An 18,650-nucleotide genomic window follows, 5' to 3' on the forward strand; every position below is an offset into this window, starting at 1 on the left:
ACTCATGCTATCCTCCGAACATCGTTCACCACACCACGAAAACTCCATGTTTGCTAAGCTCTTGCGTTCTGTCGTTATCGGTCTCATCGTTGCCGGCCTGCTGTTGGCCGCCCTGCCCATGCTGCGCTCTTCCAACGGCCTGTTTGCAGAAAAAACCGAGAATACCAGCGACGAAACGCCGGTGAGCTACAACAAAGCGGTGCGCCGCGCTGCGCCCGCCGTGGTGAACATCTACAACCGCAACCTGAACGGCGCCGCCAACGTGCTGTCGCTCGGTTCCGGCGTGATCATGAACGAACGCGGCTATATCATCACCAACCGCCACGTGATCAAAGACGCACAGCAGATCACCGTGGTGTTGCAGGATGGCCGCCGCTACGAAGCGCTGCTGGTCGGCTCCGATGGCCTGACCGACCTGGCGGTGCTGAAGATCGATCCCGGCAATTTACCGGTGATCCCGACCAATAAAAATCGCGTTGCCCACGTCGGCGACGTGGTGCTGGCGATCGGCAATCCCTATAACCTGGGGCAGACCGTCACTCAGGGCATCCTCAGCGCCACCGGGCGCATCAGTATGAGCACCACCGGCCGGCAGACGTTCCTGCAGACCGACGCCTCGATCAACCGCGGCAACTCCGGCGGCGCGCTGGTCAACTCGCTGGGCGAGCTGATCGGCATCAACACCCTGACCTATGACAAAATCACCGACGGCGAAACGCCGGAGGGCCTCGGCTTCGCCATTCCGATCGAACTGGCCACCAAAATCATGGACAAGCTGATCCGCGACGGCCGCGTGATCCGTGGCTATTTCGGCATTCAGGGCAAAGAGATCATCCCGCTGCGCTCGTCCAATTCCGGCATCGATCGCCTGCAGGGCATCATCGTGACCGAGATTACGCCAAACGGCCCGGCGAGCAGCGCCGGTTTCCAGATCAACGACATCATCATCAACGTGGATAACAAACCGGCGGTGTCCGTGCTGGAAACCATGGATCAGGTGGCGGAGATCAGGCCGGGCACCGAGATACCGGTTATCGTGCTGCGCGACGGCAAGCGCATTACGTTGAAAATGACGGTGGGTGAATTCCCGGAAGACAGCAATTAAAAAAGGGCCGGCTTGATAGCCGGCCCTTTGATTTTCATCCTGCCGACGCAGCCGCGCCGGCGCTAATGCGTTATTCGCCTTTCACACGCTCGATGTTCGCACCCAGCGCGCGCAGCTTGTCTTCAATACGTTCATAGCCGCGATCGATGTGATAGATGCGATCGACAACGGTCACGCCGTCGGCGATGCAGCCGGCAATCACCAGGCTGGCGGAAGCGCGCAGGTCGGTCGCCATCACCTGAGCGCCGGACAGCTGTTCAACGCCATGACAGATCACGGTGTTGCTCTCGATTTCCGCGTGCGCGCCCATGCGGATCAATTCCGGCACGTGCATGAAGCGGTTTTCGAAGATGGTCTCGGTGATGACGCCGGTGCCTTCCGCCACCAGGTTCAGCAGGCTGAACTGGGCCTGCATGTCGGTCGGGAAGCCCGGGTGCGGCGCGGTGCGCACGGTGACCGCCTTCGGACGTTTGCCGTGCATGTCCAGGCTGATCCAGTCTTCGCCCACTTCGATATCGGCACCGGCTTCGCGCAGCTTGGCCAACACCGCATCCAGGGTGTCCGGACGGGTGTTGCGGCACATCACTTTACCGCCGGAAACTGCGGCGGCGATCAGGAAGGTACCGGTCTCGATGCGGTCAGGCAGCACGCGATACACGCCGCCACCCAGACGCTCGACGCCCTCGATGGTGATCTTGTCGCTACCGGCGCCGCTGATCTTCGCGCCCAGCGTGTTGAGGAAGTTGGCGGTATCGACAATTTCCGGCTCACGCGCGGCGTTCTCGATAACGGTGGTGCCGGTCGCCAGGGTCGCAGCGCTCATGATGGTCACAGTCGCGCCCACGCTCACCTTGTCCATAACGATGTGCGCGCCTTTCAGGCGGCCATCGACGGACGCCTTGACGTAACCTTCTTCCAGCTTGATCTCGGCGCCCAGCTGCTCCAGGCCGGTGATGTGCAGATCGACCGGACGCGCGCCGATGGCGCAGCCGCCCGGCAGAGAAACCTGACCGCGGCCGAAGCGCGCCACCAGCGGCCCCAACGCCCAGATGGAAGCGCGCATGGTTTTCACCAGATCGTAAGGGGCGCAGAACTCGTTCACGCCGCTGGCGTCCACAAAGACTGAACCGTTGCGCTCAATCTTGGTACCCAATTGGCTGAGTAGTTTAATGGTGGTGTCGATGTCCTTCAGTTTAGGGACATTCTGCAGCTCGACCGGCTCTTCCGCCAACAGGGCGGCGAACAGGATCGGCAGGGCGGCGTTTTTGGCCCCGGAAATAGACACTTCACCGCTCAGGCGAGTCCGACCCTGCACACGAAATTTATCCATCTGACTACTCTCTGTTATCTAATCTGAAGCTGCCCGCCCGGCAGGGCAAACAGCCTTAAAATCCGTTGAGTTTGCGGTCTCGCTGCCACTCTTCAGGGGTGTACGCCTTGATAGACAAGGCATGAATGCGGTTGTCCGCAATGTATTCCATCAGCGGCGCGTAAACCGTCTGCTGTTTTTTGACGCGGCTCATGCCGGCGAACAGTTCGCCGACCACGATCGCCTGAAAGTGGCTGCCGTCGCCTGTCACATGTACTTCATCCAGTGCCAATGCCTGCATCAGCACGTCTTTAATCTCGTTGGTTTCCATAGTATCCAGTTCTGCCGCTAAAGGATCATAAACAGCCTAGTATCTTAGTGGAATACGATGTTTTCTTAAACTAAAGAAAAAGCCCCTGCGTAACAGGGGCTTTGTATCGCTTTACCACGTAAAGGCGGCGTAAAGCGCCGCTAACCGGCGGTATCGACAGGCATTATCGCCTGCAGGTTGTAGAGCGCGATCAGCGTTTTCAGGCGCTCGGTAGCGCCGAAAATTTTTAGCGCGACGCCGCGTTGGCGCTGCTCTTCCTGCAGATGCAGCAACAGCGCCAGCCCGGAGGAGTCCACACGCTGCAGTTGCGCCACGTCGATCGCGGTTTTATCCGCCATCAGCGTGTCGCGCTGCCGCCACAACGGCTGCAGCGTTTCCCGGTCCAGTTCACCGCGCAGGATCAGCGTCTGCTGCTGTGATTCGAAGCTGAGCGCTGCCGACATCAGTTTTTCTTGTCCAGCGTGATAGGCTGCGCGGCGGCGGCCTGCAGCTGTTTGGTCAGGCCGTCGATGCCCTGGGTACGCAGCGTAGACGCCCACTCGTTCTGCTTGGTGGTGATCATGCTGACGCCTTCGGCGATCATGTCATATGCCTGCCAGTAGCCGGTTTTGCTGTTCTTGCGCCATTGGAAGTCCAGACGCACCGGCGGGCGGCCGCCGTTGTCGATGATGGTGACGCGAATGGCTACGATATCGGCATTGCCCAGCGGCTGTTCAGGCGCGATCTGGTAAGTCTGGCCGTGGTACATCGCCAGCGCCTGGCCGTAAGCCTGCTCCAGGTAAGACTGGAAGGCAGTGAAATAAGCTTCGCGCTGCGCAGGCGTCGCGTCTTTGTAGTAACGGCCCAGCACCAGCGCGCCGGCGTATTTCACCTGCACGAACGGCATCAGTTCCTGATGCACGATGGCGCGCAGATAATTCGGGTCCTGCTTGATCTTCGGCTGTTCGTTCTTCAAACGGCTGAAGGTCTTCTGCGCCGCTTCTTGCATCATGCTGTAAGGATTGGTTTGGTCGGCTGCGCTCGCCAGCGGCGCAACCACCAGCAGGGCCACCATCAGTAAACGTTTAAACATGCAGGTATCCTCTCTTAATGATTTGGAACAGCGGGTTGCGGTGCAGCGCCGGCAGCCGGCTCAGCGGCCGCGTCTCCCGATTTGGCGCTGTCCTGACCGCCGCTTTTATACAGGAACTGGCCGATCAGATCTTCCAGAACCATGGCTGACTTGGTGTCCTGAATGGTGCCGCCGTCTTTCAGAATGGCGGTGCCCATTTCAGGATCTTCGAAGCCCACGTTAAGCGCCAGATATTGCTCGCCCAGCAGGCCGGAGGTGCGGATCGCCAGCGAGCTGGTATCCGGGATTTGGTCGTACTTTTTCTGGATATCCATCGCCACGCGCGGCGTGTAGGTTTTCGGATCGAGTTCGATGTCCGCCACGCGGCCGATCACTACGCCGCCGATCTTCACCGGCGAACGTGGCTTCAGGCCGCCGATGTTGTCGAACGTCGCGTAAACGCGGTAGGTCGGCTCGCTGCCGATCGATTTAAGGTTCGCCACCTGCAGGCAGATAAACACGATGGCGCACAGCGCGATCAGCATAAATGCCCCAACCCAGATTTCACTCTTCTTCGTTTGCATCGAATCAATTCCCAAACATCAGTGCTGTCAGCACGAAATCCAATCCCAACACCGCCAGTGACGAATGCACCACGGTCCGCGTCGTCGCCCGGCTAATCCCTTCAGAGGTAGGCACGGCGTCGTACCCGTTGAAAATGGCAATCCAGGTTACGGTAATGGCGAACACCACGCTTTTGATCAGGCAGTTGAGCAGATCTTTTTTCCACTCTACGGCGCCCTGCATCGCCGACCAGAAGAAGCCGCTGTCGATGCCCTTCCAATCCACGCCGACCACCGAGCCGCCCCAAATGCCGATCGCCACGAAGATGATGGTCAACAACGGCATGCTGATAAGCCCGGCCCAGAAGCGCGGCGCCACGATGCGCCGCAGCGGATCGACCGCCATCATTTCCAGGCTGGAGATCTGTTCCGTCGCCTTCATCAGGCCGATTTCCGCCGTGAGCGCGGAACCGGCGCGGCCGGCGAACAGCAGCGCCGTCACCACCGGCCCCAGCTCGCGCAGCAGCGACAGCGCCACCATCATGCCGAGGCTGGCTTCAGCACTGTAGGTGGTGAGCACGATGTACCCCTGCAGACCCAGCACCATGCCGATGAACAGCCCGGAAACCATGATGATCAACAGCGACTGCACGCCGACGCTATAGAGCTGCTTCAGCAACAGCGGCCACTGCTTGCCGGGTTCCGGCCGGCCAATCAATGCGTTGAACAGCATCAGCCCGGCGCGGCCGAAGCTGGCGCTGGTGTTGATGCCACTGCGCCCCAACGACGCTAACGCTCTTAATAACATGAGCTTATTTACTCCCTAAGCCTAGCAGTTCAGTCTGATAGTCCCCGGCCGGATAGCGGAACGGCACCGGCCCATCCGCTATACCATCCAGGAACTGGCGCACGCGCGCATCAGGATTGTTCTGCAATTGCTGCGTGGTGCCTTCGGCGATCACCCGGTGATCGGCCACGATGTAGGCGTAGTCGGCGATGCTCAGCACCTCCGGTACGTCGTGCGACACCACGATGCAGGTAATGCCCAACGCATGGTTCAGCTCGTCAATCAGCTTGACCAGCACCCCCATGGTGATCGGATCCTGGCCGACGAAAGGCTCGTCGAACATGATCATTTCAGGGTCCAGCGCGATCGCCCGCGCCAACGCCGCCCGGCGCGCCATGCCGCCGGAGAGTTCATTGGGCATCAGTTGGGCCGCGCCGCGCAGCCCCACCGCTTCCAGCTTCATCAGCACCGTGCTGCGCAGCAGGGGTTCAGGCAGGTTGCTGTGTTCACGCAGCGGGTAGGCCACGTTTTCGAATACGGTCAAATCGGTGAACAGCGCGCCCGACTGGAACAGCATGCTCATCTTTTTGCGCGCGTCGTATAACTGACGGCGGGACAACGCGGGAATGTTGTCGCCGTCAAACCAAATCTCCCCGCTGTCCGGCGTCAGTTGACCGCCGATCAGACGCAGCAGCGTGGTTTTGCCGATGCCCGATGGCCCCATGATCGCCGTGACCTTACCGCGAGGCACCGTCAGGTTGATGTCTTCAAATATCCGTCGGTCGCCGCGCGAGAAGCTCATGTCGCGCACTTCGACCAAATTATCTGCCTTTTGGAGCATGTTAATGGACCCTTTACGACTCATCTTTTGCTGAATCTACCCGTGATGTTAAAGCAATGGGCGCAATCCGTCTCATCTTTACAAAAACTTACTGCCATTTCGCAACCAATGGTGCCATTGGTTTTACTTTTCCGCGCCACCCGGTCAAAATTGGCGCCATAACGAAAAAAAACGAAAGTGTTCAACTATTAGCCGGGAAAAACCGTTGCTGCGGCTCAAACGCGCGCAACGGAGGGCAAGCAATACCGCCGCATTGACGGCTTTAACCAACGAACCGGGATAATACCCGACAAAGGACCCTGCATGTTTCTCGCGATAGCATTATTAATCGTTGGTTTATTTCTACTGGTGTACGGTGCAGACCGCTTAGTTTATGGTGCTGCCGTGATTTCCCGCTCGCTCGGCGTGCCGCCGTTGATCATCGGCATGACCATCGTCGGCATCGGCACGTCGCTGCCGGAGTTGATCGTGTCGACCACCGCCGCGCTCAACGGGCAGATAGATATGGCCGTTGGCAACGTATTAGGTTCCAACATCACCAACATTTTATTGATCCTGGGCGTCGCGGCGCTGATCCACCCGCTGGCGGCGCGCTCCGAAATACTGCGGCGCGAACTGCCGTTGATGTTAGCGGTCACAGTATTGTGCGGTTTCGTGTTGATGGACGGCACCCTCAGCAGGCTGGACGGCGTGCTGCTGTTGGCCGCCGCCGCCGGCTTCATCCTGCTGATGCTGAAAATCGCCCGTCTGGCGCAGCGCGAGGGCAGCGACAGCCTGACCATGGAGCAGATCGCCGAGTTGCCGCAGGACAGCAGCAACACCGTGGCGGTGCTGTGGCTGGTACTGGCGTTTATCATTCTGCCGCTCTCTTCCAGAATGGTGGTCGATAACGCGACGGTGATCGCGCACTATTTCGGCCTGAGCGAACTGGTGGTCGGCCTGACCATTATCGCCATCGGCACCAGTCTGCCCGAGTTGGCCACCTCCATCGCCGGGGCGCTGAAGGGCGAAGATGATATGGCGATTGGCAACATCATCGGCTCCAATATTTTCAACACGGTGATCGTGCTGGGCGTACCCGCCCTGCTGTCGCCGGGCAGCGTGGACGCCGCCGCCTTCCAGCGCGATTACTGGGTGATGCTGGCGGCCAGCGTGCTGCTGAGCGTGCTGTGCATCGGCCGCAAACACCGCATCGGCCACCTGGCGGGCGCGCTGTTATTATGCGGCTTTATTGCGTATCTTGCGGTGCTGTTCTTTAACCCTTTCAGTACTTTCGGCTAAACCGACGGGAATGAGTATGTCGAACATTGAGTTGCAACCGGGCTTCGATTTTCAACAGGCCGGTAAAGAAGTGCTTCAGATAGAGCGTGAAGGGCTGGCCCAGCTCGACAGCTACATCAACGCAGACTTCACCCACGCCTGCGAAACCATCGCCGCCTGCAGCGGCAAAGTGGTGGTGATGGGCATGGGCAAGTCCGGTCATATCGGCTGCAAGATCGCCGCGACCTTCGCCAGCACCGGCACCCCCTCATTCTTTGTTCATCCGGCGGAAGCCAGCCATGGCGATTTGGGTATGGTCACCTCGCAGGACATCGTGCTCGCGATTTCCAACTCCGGCGAGTCCAGCGAGATCCTGGCGCTGATCCCGGTATTGAAACGCCAGCAGATCACCCTCATCTGTATGACCAACAACCCGGAAAGTTCGATGGGCAAAGCGGCGGATATCCACCTGTGCATCAAGGTGCCGCAGGAGGCCTGCCCGCTGGGGCTGGCACCGACCACCAGCACCACCGCCACGCTGGTGATGGGTGATGCGCTGGCCGTCGCGCTGCTGAAAGCGCGCGGGTTCACGCCGGAAGATTTCGCGCTGTCTCATCCGGGCGGCGCACTCGGCCGCAAACTGCTGCTGCGGGTTAGCGATATCATGCACAGCGGCGACGAAATGCCCCACGTCAGCGCCGACGCCTCGTTGCGCGACGCGCTGCTGGAAATCACCCGCAAAAATCTGGGCCTGACGGTGATCTGCGACGATCTGATGAAAATCGCCGGCATCTTTACCGACGGCGACCTGCGACGGGTGTTCGACATGGGCATCAACCTGCACGAGGCGAAGATCGCCGATGTCATGACGCCGGGCGGCGTGCGGGTGCGCCCCAATATCCTGGCGGTCGATGCGCTGAATCTGATGCAACAACGCCACATCACCGCGCTGTTGGTTGCCGATGGCGACCAATTGCTGGGTGTGGTACATATGCATGACATGCTGCGCGCCGGCGTCGTTTAATTAAGGAATAGAACGGAATGGGTATGGTAGAAACCTGCTACGGGCCGGTAGAACAAGAGGTTATGGCGCGTGCCGGGAACATCCGCCTGTTGATTTGCGACGTTGACGGCGTGCTGTCGGACGGCCTGATCTTCATGGGCAACAACGGTGAAGAATTGAAGGCGTTCAACGTGCGCGACGGCTACGGCATCCGCTGCTTGAAAACCTCGGACATCGAGGTGGCGATCATCACCGGTCGCTCCGCCAAGCTGCTGGAAGACCGCGCGCAGACGCTCGGTATCACCCATCTGTATCAGGGGCAATCCGATAAGCTTTTGGCCTTCCGCGAACTGTTGGATACACTGTCGTTAACGGCGGATCAGGTCGCCTATATCGGCGATGACCTGATCGACTGGCCGGTGATGGCGCAGGTCGGGCTGGCGGTCGCGGTGGCGGACGCACACCCGCTGCTGACGCCGCGCGCTCACTATGTCACCCGCATTGCCGGCGGCCGCGGCGCGGTGCGCGAACTGTGCGACATCATTCTTTTGGCTCAAAATAAGCTGGAGGACGCCAAAGGGCTGTCGATATGAGTAAAACCAAACTGTGGATCACCATCCTGTTGACGGTGATCGTTCTGGCGCTGATCGGCTGGAACATGACGGACTTCAGCGACGACACCGCGCCTGGCCCGGCCAACGATCAGGATCCGACCTACCAGAGCCAGCATACGGTCACCGTGGTGTACAACCCGGCCGGCAAGCTGAATTACAAGCTGGTGGCGGAAGACGCGAAGTATTACACCGCCGGCGAGCTGAGCTGGTTCACCCAGCCGGTGATGACGCTGTTCGATGAGAATGCGGTGGCCACCTGGTCAGTTCGCTCCGATCGCGCCAAACTGACAAAAGACCGGATGCTGTATCTGTATGGTCACGTCGAGGTAAACAGCCTGACCACCACCACGCAGCTGGAAAAAATTAAGACGGACAACGCTCAGGTAAACCTGGTCACCCAGGACGTCACCTCCGATGACGAAGTCACGCTTTACGGGACCAATTTTACCTCTAACGGCATGAAAATGCGTGGGAACCTGCGGACCAAAACCGCTGAGCTGATTGATAAGGTTAAGACCAACTATGAAATCCAGAACCAAAAACCAACTCCGTAATCTGTTGATCGGCAGCTTAGTTTTGGCCGCCAGCGCCCCTGCTCTGGCGCTGAAATCCGACTCCAGCCAACCGGTCAGCATCGACTCGCTCAAGCAGTCGTTGGACATGCAAAGCAACGTCAGCACCTTCACTGACAACGTGGTGATCAAACAGGGCACCATCGATATCCGCGCCGACAAGGTGGTGGTCACCCGTCCGGGCGGAGATCAGAATAAGACCTATATTGAAGCGTTCGGCAACCCGGTAACCTTCTACCAGATGCAGGACAGCGGCAAACCGGTCAAAGGCCACGCGCAGAAAGTGCGTTACGACGTGGCGACCCAGCTGGTGACCCTGACGGGCAACGCCTATCTGGAGCAGCTCGACAGCAACGTGAAAGGCGATCGCATCACCTATCTGGTGCAACAGCAGCAAATGCAGGCGTTTAGCGACAAAGGCAAACGCGTGACAACGGTTCTGGTACCGTCGCAGTTGCAAGACAAAAACGGGCAAAAAAAGAGTAACTAATCACTTATGGCAACACTCATCGCAGAAAACCTGGCGAAAGCCTACAAGGGCCGTAAAGTTGTCGAAGACGTCAGCCTGAAAGTGAAATCCGGCGAGATCGTCGGCCTGCTCGGGCCGAACGGCGCCGGTAAAACCACCACCTTCTACATGGTGGTCGGCATTGTACCGCGCGACGCCGGGCGCATCGTGATCGACGAAGAAGACATCAGCCTGCTGCCGCTGCACGCCCGCGCGCGCCGCGGCATCGGTTACCTGCCGCAGGAAGCGTCGATCTTCCGCCGTCTGAGCGTGTACGACAACCTGATGGCGGTGCTGGAGATCCGTCCCGATCTCACCAGCGAGCAGCGCGAGGACCGCGCCAAGGAGCTGATGGAAGAGTTCCATATCTCCCATCTGCGCGACAGCCTCGGCCAGGCGCTGTCCGGCGGTGAACGCCGCCGCGTCGAAATTGCCCGCGCGCTGGCGGCCAACCCGAAATTCATTCTGCTGGACGAACCCTTCGCCGGGGTGGATCCGATTTCCGTTATCGATATCAAGAAAATCATCGAGCACCTGCGTGACAGCGGCCTGGGCGTGCTGATCACCGACCACAACGTGCGCGAAACGCTGGACGTGTGTGAACGCGCCTATATCGTCAGCCAGGGCAAACTGATTGCCCACGGCACGCCGGATGCTATTCTGGCCGACGAGCAGGTAAAACGCGTTTATCTGGGCGAAGAATTCCGCCTCTGAGCGCCGGCGCGCCCTGTGGGGCGACACCGTTAACGGAAGTAGACAGAAGACTATGAAGCAAGGTTTGCAACTCAGGCTCAGCCAACAGCTGGCCATGACTCCTCAGCTCCAGCAGGCGATCCGCCTGCTGCAGTTGTCCACGCTTGAGCTTCAGCAAGAGATCCAGCTGGCGCTAGAGAGCAATCCGTTGCTTGAACAGACCGATCTGCACGACGAAATCGACGCCAAAGAAACCCAGGATACCGAGGGGCTCGATACCCGCGAGGCGTTGGAACAGAAAGACATGCCGGAAGAGCTGCCGCTGGACGCCACCTGGGATGAAATCTACACCGCCGGCACCCCGTCCGGAACCGGCACCGACTACAGCGACGATGAGCTGCCGGTCTATCAGGGCGAGACCACCCAAACGCTGCAGGATTACCTGATGTGGCAGGTGGATCTGACGCCGTTTTCCGATACCGACGCCGCCATCGCCACCTCCATCGTCGACGCGGTGGACGACACCGGCTACCTCACCGTCCCGCTGGAAGACATTCTGGAAAGCCTGGGCGACGAGAACGTGACCCTCGAGGAAGTCGAGGCGGTGTTGAAGCGCGTGCAGCGTTTCGATCCGATCGGCGTCGCCGCGCGCGATCTGCGCGATTGCCTGCTGGTGCAGCTCTCCCAATACGCCAAAGACACCCCTTATCTGGCCGAAGCCCGGCTGATCATCAGCGAGCATCTGGATCTGTTGGCCAACCACGACTTTCGCAGCCTGATGCGATCAACCCGGCTAAAAGAAGATACACTGAAAGGAGCGATGCTGCTGATTCAGTCGCTCGATCCGCGCCCGGGGCAGTCTATCAATACCGGCGAATCGGAATACGTGATTCCGGACGTGCTGGTGCGCAAGACGCAGAACAAGTGGACGGTGGAGCTCAACGGCGACAGCGTGCCGCGTTTAAAGATCAATCAGCAGTACGCCGCGCTGGGCAACAGCGCGCGCAGCGAAGCCGACGGCCAGTTTATCCGCAGCAACCTGCAGGAAGCCAAGTGGCTGATTAAAAGCCTGGAGAGCCGCAACGAAACCTTGCTGAAGGTCACCCGCTGCATCGTCAGCCAGCAGCAGGCGTTCTTCGAGCAGGGCGAAGAGTTTATGAAACCCATGGTGCTGGCGGATATCGCCCAGGCCGTGGAGATGCATGAATCGACGATCTCGCGCGTCACCACGCAGAAGTTTCTGCACAGCCCGCGCGGCATTTTCGAATTGAAATATTTCTTCTCCAGCCACGTGAATACCGACAGCGGCGGCGAAGCCTCCTCGACGGCGATCCGCGCGTTGGTGAAGAAATTGATTGCGGCGGAAAACCCCGCCAAACCACTCAGCGACAGCAAGCTGGCCACCCTGCTCTCCGATCAGGGGATCATCGTGGCGCGGCGCACCGTCGCCAAGTACCGAGAGTCTTTGTCCATCCCGCCGTCGAACCAACGCAAACAGTTGGTTTGACCTCTATTGAGAAGGAAGACACTATGCAGCTCAACATTACCGGACACCACATCGAAATCACCGATCCGTTGCGCGAGTTCGTGAACAACAAGTTCGCCAAACTCGAACAGTATTTTGATCGCATCAATCAGGTGTATGTTGTATTAAGTGTGGAAAAAGTGCAGCAAATTGCGGAAGCAACGGTGCACGTGAATGGAGGCGAGTTGCACGCCACCTCGGAAGACGAGAATATGTATGCCGCAATTGATACGCTGATCGACAAATTGGCACGTCAATTGAACAAACATAAAGACAAATTGAAGCAACACTGACACCCTAACCCATTCCATGAGGTTGCATACGTCGCAGCCTCGCCGTTCGGCGCGTGACCCGCATGGGTGACGCGCCGAACGGTAATCAGGGTTAAAACCGACGAAAAACCGCCTTGCCGGGTCCGCCCGGTGGCGCGGTTTTAAGTGAAGATGAGATGAACAACGAATATATGCAATTAAGCTCGGTGTTAAACATCGAGTGCACCAAAAGCTCGGTACACTGCACCAGCAAGAAGCGGGCTTTGGAAATTATCAGCGAACTGGCCGCCAAACAGCTCAATCTGCCTTCGCAGGTGGTGTTTGACGCGGTTCTCACCCGGGAGCGCATGGGCAGCACCGGTATCGGCAACGGTATCGCCATTCCCCACGGCAAACTGGAAGAGGACACACTGCGGGCCGTTGGCGTGTTTATCCGTCTCGACCAACCCATCGCTTTCGACGCCATCGACAATCAGCCGGTCGATCTGCTGTTCGCGCTGCTGGTGCCTGCCGATCAGTGCAAAACCCATTTGCATACCCTGTCGCTGGTCGCCAAACGCCTGGCCGACAAAACCGTATGCCGCCGCCTGCGCGCCGCGCAGAGCGACGAAGAACTTTACCAAATCATCACCGAGTGATGCCCGGCCGGCGTGACTTCCAGCCCGGATAACGATACTGTTTCACGATGATGGATCCGGCTGCGGCCGGAATAACAAAGTTTCCAACGGTGGCGATGAACGCCGCCGCGATGCCAGGGGAGTTGCCACATGGTGCTGATGATTGTCAGCGGCCGTTCCGGTTCCGGAAAATCCGTCGCCTTGCGGGCGCTGGAAGACATGGGTTTTTACTGCGTTGACAACCTGCCGGTGGTCCTGCTGCCGCAGCTCGCCAATACGCTGGCGGAACGCAATATCTCCGCGGCGGTCAGCATCGACGTGCGCAACATGCCGGAATCGCCGGAAGTGTTCGAATACGCGATGACTCAGCTGCCGGACAGCTTCTCGCCGCAGCTGCTGTTCCTCGACGCCGATCGCAACACGCTGATCCGCCGTTACAGCGACACCCGCCGCCTGCACCCGCTCTCCAGCAAAAACCTGTCGCTGGAAAGCGCGATAGACGAAGAGAGCGACCTGCTCGAACCGCTGCGCTCGCGGGCCGATCTGATTATCGACACCTCGGAAATGTCGGTGCACGAGCTGGCCGAAATGCTGCGCACCCGCCTGCTGGGCAAGCGCGAGCGCGAGCTGACCATGGTGTTCGAATCCTTCGGCTTCAAGCACGGCATTCCGATCGACGCCGACTACGTGTTCGACGTGCGCTTCCTGCCCAACCCGCACTGGGATCCGAAGCTGCGGCCGATGACCGGTCTGGACAAGCCGGTCGCGTCGTTCCTCGATCGCCATACCGAAGTGCACAACTTCATCTACCAGACCCGCAGCTATCTGGAGCAATGGCTGCCAATGCTGGAAACCAACAACCGCAGCTACCTGACGGTCGCCATCGGCTGTACCGGCGGCAAGCACCGCTCGGTGTACGTGGCGGAACAGCTGGCCGATTACTTCCGCTCGCGCGGCAAGAACGTGCAGTCGCGCCACCGCACGCTGGAAAAGCGCAAACAATGACGGTCAAACAGACGGTTGAAATCAAAAACAAGCTGGGCATGCACGCACGCCCGGCGATGAAACTGTTCGAACTGGTGCAAAGTTTCGACGCCGAAGTGATGCTGCGCAACGAAAGCGGCACCGAGGCCGAAGCCAGCAGCGTCATCGCGCTGCTGATGCTGGATTCCGCCCAGGGCCGGCACATCGAAGTCGAGGCGACCGGCCCCGACGAAGTCAACGCGCTGGCGGCGGTGGTCGAGCTGTTCAACTCCGGGTTTGATGAAGATTAGCCGCTGAAGCCCTCCCGCGAATGCGCCGCACTGGCGCGTTCGTTCCCTTTGCTTTTTCTTCCTGACACCACCTCCCGTTTTTCACTTTGCGTATCCGCTTCCAAAATCAGCAGTAACGGCCTGTAAATGCGAGGTATTGATTTACCCGCACAGCGCTAACCGCAATAGTGTGCAACGACAAAAACGGGCTGCAGCCGGGTCTTTCCCTCTCACTGCGAGCGGGGATGATAAGTTTACAATTTGTGAACACCTAAGGCAGTCGCTATAATGTTCACCAGGCAGGAATCGAGGGAACGATGCATATCATTTCCAGGGAACCGTTCAATAACGCAACGAAGCAATACCCTAATGAAGCCGCTGCTCTCGAGGCCATTTATAAAACGTTGCGACGCGGCGAGTTCCGCACGCCGGACGAGTTAAAAGCGCTTTTTCCTTCGCTCGATCGTATGAAATACAAAGAGAAATGGTGGGTCATTGACGTCGGCGGTAACCACCTGCGGATTTTGTTCTTTGCCAGCTTTGAGACACAGAAAGTATTCGTAAAACACATTGTTAGCCACGCCGAGTACGACAAGCTGATGCAGCATTACCGAAGGAGTTCATCATGATTACAGATGCCATTAAGGCCGCCGATGCGCTACTGCGCGCCGTGCCCTTATTGCAGGGCAGCAGCTCTCAGCAAGACTACCGGGAAGCGCTCGAACTGGTGGAATACCTGCTGGAAAACGACGAACACCATCCGCTGATTGACATGCTGGCAAACAAGATCGCCGACTATGAAGACAACAGCGCCGAATTTACCGCATTCAACCAGCGTATCGCCCAATTGCCACAGGGGGTAGCCGCGCTTCGCGTCCTCATGGAACAGCACCAGCTCAGCCAAAGTGATTTTGAACAGGAGATCGGTAAAAAGTCGTTGGTCAGCCAAATCCTGAGCGGCAAAAGATCGCTGACCATCCCGCACATTATGGCGCTGGCCAAGCGCTTCAATCTGCCCCCGGCCCTCTTTCTGCCGGAAGCGGATTAATTCCCTTCAGCTCCGGCTCAGGCAGTCCAGCGCCACCGCTTTGAAGCTGTCGAAGCTGTCGCTGCCCAGCAGGCGGCTCATTGAGCGCTCACGCACGAAGGTGACGAACAGCTCGTAGATCGCCATCGCCTCTTCATAGTCGCTCTTGCTGATCGCCAGCAGGAAAATCACGTGCGCGACCTCGCCTTCGCCCCAGGCGACGCCCTGCGGCGCCAGCAGCGTCACCACCACGGTTTTCTTCGCCAGCAACCCCAGCGAATGCGGCAGCGCGATGCCCTCGCCCAGCAGCGTGGAGACGATCGCCTCGCGTTCGACCACCGACGGATAAAAGTCCGCGCCGACGTACCCTTCTCGCTCCAGCTGGCCGCACACCCGGCTGAACAGCTCCGCCTGCGTCAGCGGCTCGTTGAGCACCATGAAATGCTCGGCGTCGAAGAACTTCTCCAGCATGTACGGCCGGGTGCGATCCACCAGCACCAGCTTGCCCAGTTGCTCCAGCTGATAATCGGTCGGGAACGGCGACATCACCACCACCGGCTTGTTCTTCTCGCCGATGCGGGCGTTGGAAATCACGAAGTCTTCGTCGATATGCGCCAGCATCTCGTAATCGCGCAGCGAAACGATGCGCGTCATCACCAACTGCGGATACTTGCGCGCAATCTGCGCCTGGATCATGCGCACCGTCGAGTTGCCGGTATCGCACACCAGCATCACCTGCGGGTGGCGTTCATAACCGATGTTGTAATGTCGCTCCAGCCCCACGCCGATATGCAGCACCAGATAGCCGATCTCGTTCTCGCTCAGGGTATAGGGGGTGTATTTGCCCCAGCTGGAGACCGCCGCCAGCGTCACGTCGTAAGCCATCGGATAGTGCTGCTTGATGTTGGCCAGCAGCGGATTGGGGATATTGATCTGGTACTTCACCCGCGTAATCATGGTTTTGATATGGGTGAGCAGATCGGCCCGCAGCTGCTCGTCGCCCTGCAGGTTGTAGTTATAGTGCGCGTTGATGTAGGACAGGATGTAGTCCACCAGCGCTTCTTCATCGTCGGCGTTGATCTCGGTCGGCTGCACGTCCTGCACGCGCCGCGCGGCAATGTTGACCCGCAGATAGGCCTCTTCGGCCATCGAGATCTCTTTGCCGGAGGCCGCGCGCAGCTCAGCCGCCAGGCGGGTCGACACCTGGCGCACCGCCTCGTCGCCGTCCTCCACTTCGAAGTCCGGCAACGGATAGCCGTCGCTGATGCGCCGCAGCGCCACCGCGCAGTAGAAGATCAGATACTGCTCGCCCTCGTCGGTCAGGCGAATGGCGTATTGCGACAGCAGCGGGTGCAACAACCCGGCGAACGCCGCCACCTGCGGCTGCAGCAGGATCTCGTTGTTGAGCAACGGGTTCTCGGCGTCGGCCAGCTGCAGCTGGAACAGCAGATCGGTCAGGCAGGCGCGGATCGCCATTTCCGCGCCGAACAGCTTCATGCCGTAGCGCGGCTTGGTTTCGATCGTCAATTGATAGTGCGCCAGACGCTCTCTCACCTCAGCCATGTCGTTTTGCAGCGTGCCGCGGCTGACGAACCACTCGTCGGCCAGATCTTCCAGTTTGAGAGAGAAGGCTGAGGTCAAAAAACGCACCAGCAGATAATGCACCCGCTCCTGCGCGCTGCGCGGGGTAGCCTGCTTGCGGCGCTCTTGCTGCTGCAGGGCGCTGAACAGCGCAGCGTTATCGACCTGCAGACGATAGCCGGCCCCGCGATTATGCACGAAGCGCGCGCCGTATTTGTCCAGGATCTCGTTCAGCGCGGTGATATCCGCCCGCACCGTGCGGGTGGACACGGCGAAACGCTTCGCCAGCTCATCCTGCGGCAAAGTCTCGGTTTGCAAAGCATCGAACAAGTAAGCCAAACGCGGGTAAGGAAATCGCACCATTCTGTGTCCGTCAATCAGGCGGCCCGCCCGGCGAACCGGGCGGGCCACGGGTTACTTCGGCGGCGGCAGGAACGCCATTTGCGAAGGGCTGCCGATCGGCAGATAGCCGCCCGCAAAGCTGAGTTTGCCGTCCGTCGGGTTGACGCTGAAGCGGGTGACGTTATCGCTGCGCTGGTTAAGCGCATACAGATAGCGGCCATCCGGGCTCAGCGCCAGCGAACGCGGGTAATCACCGCGGGTCCAGGTTTCCGCCACCGGTTTCAACTCGCCGCCGGCGCCCACGCTGAACTGGGCAATGCTGTTATGCAGCCGGTTGGCGACGTACAGCGTGCCGCCATTCTTGCTGAGCGCCAACCCCGAAGCGAAGCTGGTACCCTGATAGTCGGCGGGCAGCGCGGAAACCGCATGCAGTTGTTTCAGAGTACCTTTTTGGCGATCAAAACGGTAGCTGGTCAATGTCGAAGCCTCTTCGTTCACCAGCAGCACGGTGCCGCCGTCCGGATGGAACACAAAGTGGCGCGGACCGGCACCGGCGGACGAGGCGGCGATCCACGGCGGATCGTTCGGCGTCAGGCGGCCGCTCGCGGCGTCAAAGCGCCATTGGTAGATGCGATCCAAGCCCAGATCGGTGGAGAACACGAACTTGCCGCTCGGATCGCTGGCGATCATATGGGCATGCGGGCCGTTGTGATCGCTGATAGCGAAGCTGCCGTTCACTGCCGCCGCCGGTTTGGCCGCCCCCGCCGGGCCCTGCTGTTGCTGCACCGAGCTGGCGGCACCCAGGCTGCCGTCCGCTTCGATCGGGAAAGCCGCCACACTGCCGCTGACGTAGTTGGCCACCAGCAGATGGCGCCCGTCTGGCGTCGATGAGAGATACACCGGCCCCGCTCCCTGCGAATCCACCTGGTTGAGCTGGGTCAGGCCGCCGTCGGCCGGATTGACCCGGTAAGCGGTGATACCGCCGTGTTTGCCGCCGTTGAAGTCGGCCACTTCACTGGCGACATACAGCGTCTTGCCGTCAACGCTCAGCGTCAGCTGCGCCGGATTCGGCACTTTGCTGACCAGCGTGGCGTGGCTCAGCGCGCCGCTGGCCGGATCGACCTGCACCCGGTAAACGCCTTCGCCGTTGGGATTGTAGGTGCCGATATAGGCGAAATGAGATGACGTGGAGTTCATTGCATCCTCAGCATGCAGCGCCGGGCCGGTCACGGCCAGCAGCGCCAGGAACAACGCGGTGCGTCGGGTTGGAGCCTGCCAGTTTCGCATAGTAATCCTCAGTATAGGTAACGGCGCGGCATGCCGCACCACGGGAAAACCTTCGCCTCCCAGCGTTATCCCCGTCATACTTGAAGTTGCTTCTGTGTTGGCTGCAAGC

23 protein-coding genes are annotated in these 18,650 nt (G+C 59.4%); 14 read left to right on the plus strand and 9 right to left on the minus strand.

The window, feature by feature from the left end; all coding sequences use genetic code 11:
- The first annotated feature begins 46 nt into the window (after positions 1 to 46).
- A complete protein-coding gene (degS, locus tag AC6BYQ_RS17425) occupies positions 47 to 1,105 on the plus strand; it encodes an outer membrane-stress sensor serine endopeptidase DegS (RefSeq protein WP_019453130.1) in 1,059 nt (352 codons plus the stop codon).
- Positions 1,106 to 1,175: 70 nt separating this feature from the next.
- Here degS and murA read toward each other — a convergent pair whose 3' ends face one another.
- From murA to mlaF, 7 genes are all read right to left on the minus strand, one after another.
- On the minus strand, positions 1,176 to 2,435 hold the full coding sequence (gene murA, locus AC6BYQ_RS17430; RefSeq protein ID WP_019453131.1) for a UDP-N-acetylglucosamine 1-carboxyvinyltransferase: 1,260 nt from the start codon (positions 2,433 to 2,435) through the stop codon (positions 1,176 to 1,178).
- 55 nt (positions 2,436 to 2,490) lie between these two features.
- Complete coding sequence (gene ibaG, locus AC6BYQ_RS17435; protein ID WP_004937066.1) at positions 2,491 to 2,745, minus strand: BolA family iron metabolism protein IbaG; 255 nt, start codon at positions 2,743 to 2,745, stop codon at positions 2,491 to 2,493.
- A 140-nt stretch (positions 2,746 to 2,885) separates the two neighbouring features.
- Positions 2,886 to 3,188 carry a lipid asymmetry maintenance protein MlaB gene (gene mlaB, locus AC6BYQ_RS17440; protein ID WP_498057268.1) on the minus strand — a complete coding sequence of 101 codons (303 nt, stop codon included), beginning with the start codon at positions 3,186 to 3,188 and terminating at the stop codon, positions 2,886 to 2,888.
- On the minus strand, positions 3,188 to 3,817 hold the full coding sequence (gene mlaC, locus AC6BYQ_RS17445; protein ID WP_019453133.1) for a phospholipid-binding protein MlaC: 630 nt from the start codon (positions 3,815 to 3,817) through the stop codon (positions 3,188 to 3,190). Before mlaC ends, mlaB begins: the two co-directional genes overlap by 1 nt.
- A gap of 14 nt (positions 3,818 to 3,831) precedes the next feature.
- On the minus strand, positions 3,832 to 4,380 hold the full coding sequence (gene mlaD / locus AC6BYQ_RS17450; RefSeq protein ID WP_025160119.1) for an outer membrane lipid asymmetry maintenance protein MlaD: 549 nt from the start codon (positions 4,378 to 4,380) through the stop codon (positions 3,832 to 3,834).
- 4 nt (positions 4,381 to 4,384) lie between these two features.
- Positions 4,385 to 5,167, minus strand: a complete 783-nt coding sequence (gene mlaE, locus AC6BYQ_RS17455; RefSeq protein ID WP_004937059.1) for a lipid asymmetry maintenance ABC transporter permease subunit MlaE — start codon at positions 5,165 to 5,167, stop codon at positions 4,385 to 4,387.
- A 4-nt stretch (positions 5,168 to 5,171) separates the two neighbouring features.
- Positions 5,172 to 5,987, minus strand: a complete 816-nt coding sequence (gene mlaF, locus AC6BYQ_RS17460) for a phospholipid ABC transporter ATP-binding protein MlaF (RefSeq protein ID WP_043129180.1) — start codon at positions 5,985 to 5,987, stop codon at positions 5,172 to 5,174.
- A 303-nt stretch (positions 5,988 to 6,290) separates the two neighbouring features.
- Here mlaF and AC6BYQ_RS17465 point away from each other — a divergent pair, with 303 nt between their 5' ends.
- From AC6BYQ_RS17465 to AC6BYQ_RS17525, 13 genes are all read left to right on the plus strand, one after another.
- Complete coding sequence (locus tag AC6BYQ_RS17465; protein ID WP_025160120.1) at positions 6,291 to 7,268, plus strand: calcium/sodium antiporter; 978 nt, start codon at positions 6,291 to 6,293, stop codon at positions 7,266 to 7,268.
- A 16-nt stretch (positions 7,269 to 7,284) separates the two neighbouring features.
- Entirely contained in the window at positions 7,285 to 8,271 is a 987-nt protein-coding gene (gene kdsD / locus AC6BYQ_RS17470) for an arabinose-5-phosphate isomerase KdsD (RefSeq protein ID WP_019453137.1), read from the plus strand.
- Positions 8,272 to 8,288: 17 nt separating this feature from the next.
- Positions 8,289 to 8,843: a 3-deoxy-manno-octulosonate-8-phosphatase KdsC gene (kdsC, locus tag AC6BYQ_RS17475; RefSeq protein ID WP_019453138.1), complete on the plus strand. Its 555-nt coding sequence runs from the start codon at positions 8,289 to 8,291 to the stop codon at positions 8,841 to 8,843.
- Positions 8,840 to 9,418 carry an LPS export ABC transporter periplasmic protein LptC gene (gene lptC, locus AC6BYQ_RS17480; protein ID WP_498057269.1) on the plus strand — a complete coding sequence of 193 codons (579 nt, stop codon included), beginning with the start codon at positions 8,840 to 8,842 and terminating at the stop codon, positions 9,416 to 9,418. The genes kdsC and lptC overlap by 4 nt, the downstream gene beginning before the upstream one ends.
- On the plus strand, positions 9,387 to 9,926 hold the full coding sequence (gene lptA / locus AC6BYQ_RS17485) for a lipopolysaccharide ABC transporter substrate-binding protein LptA (RefSeq protein ID WP_025160121.1): 540 nt from the start codon (positions 9,387 to 9,389) through the stop codon (positions 9,924 to 9,926). The genes lptC and lptA overlap by 32 nt, the downstream gene beginning before the upstream one ends.
- A gap of 6 nt (positions 9,927 to 9,932) precedes the next feature.
- Entirely contained in the window at positions 9,933 to 10,658 is a 726-nt protein-coding gene (lptB, locus tag AC6BYQ_RS17490) for an LPS export ABC transporter ATP-binding protein (protein WP_004937040.1), read from the plus strand.
- Positions 10,659 to 10,710: 52 nt separating this feature from the next.
- Positions 10,711 to 12,144 (plus strand): RNA polymerase factor sigma-54, encoded by a 1,434-nt coding sequence (rpoN, locus tag AC6BYQ_RS17495; protein WP_498057270.1) that lies wholly within the window; start codon positions 10,711 to 10,713, stop codon positions 12,142 to 12,144.
- 23 nt (positions 12,145 to 12,167) lie between these two features.
- Complete coding sequence (gene hpf / locus AC6BYQ_RS17500; RefSeq protein WP_004937038.1) at positions 12,168 to 12,455, plus strand: ribosome hibernation promoting factor; 288 nt, start codon at positions 12,168 to 12,170, stop codon at positions 12,453 to 12,455.
- Positions 12,456 to 12,610: 155 nt separating this feature from the next.
- Complete coding sequence (gene ptsN, locus AC6BYQ_RS17505) at positions 12,611 to 13,072, plus strand: PTS IIA-like nitrogen regulatory protein PtsN (RefSeq protein WP_016930212.1); 462 nt, start codon at positions 12,611 to 12,613, stop codon at positions 13,070 to 13,072.
- A gap of 129 nt (positions 13,073 to 13,201) precedes the next feature.
- Positions 13,202 to 14,056, plus strand: coding sequence for an RNase adapter RapZ (rapZ, locus tag AC6BYQ_RS17510; RefSeq protein WP_015379177.1), 855 nt, complete (start codon positions 13,202 to 13,204; stop codon positions 14,054 to 14,056).
- A complete protein-coding gene (npr, locus tag AC6BYQ_RS17515; RefSeq protein WP_004937034.1) occupies positions 14,053 to 14,325 on the plus strand; it encodes a PTS phosphocarrier protein NPr in 273 nt (90 codons plus the stop codon). Before rapZ ends, npr begins: the two co-directional genes overlap by 4 nt.
- A gap of 296 nt (positions 14,326 to 14,621) precedes the next feature.
- Positions 14,622 to 14,933: a type II toxin-antitoxin system HigB family toxin gene (locus AC6BYQ_RS17520; protein ID WP_498057271.1), complete on the plus strand. Its 312-nt coding sequence runs from the start codon at positions 14,622 to 14,624 to the stop codon at positions 14,931 to 14,933.
- Positions 14,930 to 15,352 carry a helix-turn-helix domain-containing protein gene (locus tag AC6BYQ_RS17525; RefSeq protein WP_498057272.1) on the plus strand — a complete coding sequence of 141 codons (423 nt, stop codon included), beginning with the start codon at positions 14,930 to 14,932 and terminating at the stop codon, positions 15,350 to 15,352. Before AC6BYQ_RS17520 ends, AC6BYQ_RS17525 begins: the two co-directional genes overlap by 4 nt.
- A gap of 6 nt (positions 15,353 to 15,358) precedes the next feature.
- On the opposite strand, the gene AC6BYQ_RS17530 is transcribed toward AC6BYQ_RS17525, so the two are convergent.
- Complete coding sequence (locus tag AC6BYQ_RS17530; RefSeq protein ID WP_498057273.1) at positions 15,359 to 17,275, minus strand: BglG family transcription antiterminator; 1,917 nt, start codon at positions 17,273 to 17,275, stop codon at positions 15,359 to 15,361.
- A gap of 51 nt (positions 17,276 to 17,326) precedes the next feature.
- Positions 17,327 to 18,541 (minus strand): beta-propeller fold lactonase family protein, encoded by a 1,215-nt coding sequence (locus tag AC6BYQ_RS17535; protein ID WP_440528712.1) that lies wholly within the window; start codon positions 18,539 to 18,541, stop codon positions 17,327 to 17,329.
- Between the last annotated feature and the right edge of the window lie 109 nt (positions 18,542 to 18,650).

This window comes from Serratia sp. LTN-2 (genome assembly GCF_059740205.1).

Excerpts from the sequence above, each read along its gene's own strand:
- rpoN (WP_498057270.1), top strand. The coding sequence starts at position 10,711 with ATGAAGCAAGGTTTGCAACTCAGGCTCAGCCAACAGCTGGCCATGACT.
- lptB (WP_004937040.1), top strand. The coding sequence starts at position 9,933 with ATGGCAACACTCATCGCAGAAAACCTGGCGAAAGCCTACAAGGGCCGT.
- degS (WP_019453130.1), top strand. The coding sequence starts at position 47 with ATGTTTGCTAAGCTCTTGCGTTCTGTCGTTATCGGTCTCATCGTTGCC.
- kdsD (WP_019453137.1), top strand. The coding sequence starts at position 7,285 with ATGTCGAACATTGAGTTGCAACCGGGCTTCGATTTTCAACAGGCCGGT.
- ibaG (WP_004937066.1), bottom strand. The coding sequence starts at position 2,745 with ATGGAAACCAACGAGATTAAAGACGTGCTGATGCAGGCATTGGCACTG.
- mlaE (WP_004937059.1), bottom strand. The coding sequence starts at position 5,167 with ATGTTATTAAGAGCGTTAGCGTCGTTGGGGCGCAGTGGCATCAACACC.
- ptsN (WP_016930212.1), top strand. The coding sequence starts at position 12,611 with ATGAACAACGAATATATGCAATTAAGCTCGGTGTTAAACATCGAGTGC.
- AC6BYQ_RS17530 (WP_498057273.1), bottom strand. The coding sequence starts at position 17,275 with ATGGTGCGATTTCCTTACCCGCGTTTGGCTTACTTGTTCGATGCTTTG.
- rapZ (WP_015379177.1), top strand. The coding sequence starts at position 13,202 with ATGGTGCTGATGATTGTCAGCGGCCGTTCCGGTTCCGGAAAATCCGTC.
- npr (WP_004937034.1), top strand. The coding sequence starts at position 14,053 with ATGACGGTCAAACAGACGGTTGAAATCAAAAACAAGCTGGGCATGCAC.
- lptA (WP_025160121.1), top strand. The coding sequence starts at position 9,387 with ATGAAATCCAGAACCAAAAACCAACTCCGTAATCTGTTGATCGGCAGC.
- hpf (WP_004937038.1), top strand. The coding sequence starts at position 12,168 with ATGCAGCTCAACATTACCGGACACCACATCGAAATCACCGATCCGTTG.
- kdsC (WP_019453138.1), top strand. The coding sequence starts at position 8,289 with ATGGGTATGGTAGAAACCTGCTACGGGCCGGTAGAACAAGAGGTTATG.
- mlaD (WP_025160119.1), bottom strand. The coding sequence starts at position 4,380 with ATGCAAACGAAGAAGAGTGAAATCTGGGTTGGGGCATTTATGCTGATC.
- murA (WP_019453131.1), bottom strand. The coding sequence starts at position 2,435 with ATGGATAAATTTCGTGTGCAGGGTCGGACTCGCCTGAGCGGTGAAGTG.
- AC6BYQ_RS17525 (WP_498057272.1), top strand. The coding sequence starts at position 14,930 with ATGATTACAGATGCCATTAAGGCCGCCGATGCGCTACTGCGCGCCGTG.
- mlaF (WP_043129180.1), bottom strand. The coding sequence starts at position 5,987 with ATGCTCCAAAAGGCAGATAATTTGGTCGAAGTGCGCGACATGAGCTTC.
- mlaB (WP_498057268.1), bottom strand. The coding sequence starts at position 3,188 with ATGTCGGCAGCGCTCAGCTTCGAATCACAGCAGCAGACGCTGATCCTG.
- AC6BYQ_RS17465 (WP_025160120.1), top strand. The coding sequence starts at position 6,291 with ATGTTTCTCGCGATAGCATTATTAATCGTTGGTTTATTTCTACTGGTG.
- AC6BYQ_RS17535 (WP_440528712.1), bottom strand. The coding sequence starts at position 18,541 with ATGCGAAACTGGCAGGCTCCAACCCGACGCACCGCGTTGTTCCTGGCG.
- mlaC (WP_019453133.1), bottom strand. The coding sequence starts at position 3,817 with ATGTTTAAACGTTTACTGATGGTGGCCCTGCTGGTGGTTGCGCCGCTG.
- lptC (WP_498057269.1), top strand. The coding sequence starts at position 8,840 with ATGAGTAAAACCAAACTGTGGATCACCATCCTGTTGACGGTGATCGTT.
- AC6BYQ_RS17520 (WP_498057271.1), top strand. The coding sequence starts at position 14,622 with ATGCATATCATTTCCAGGGAACCGTTCAATAACGCAACGAAGCAATAC.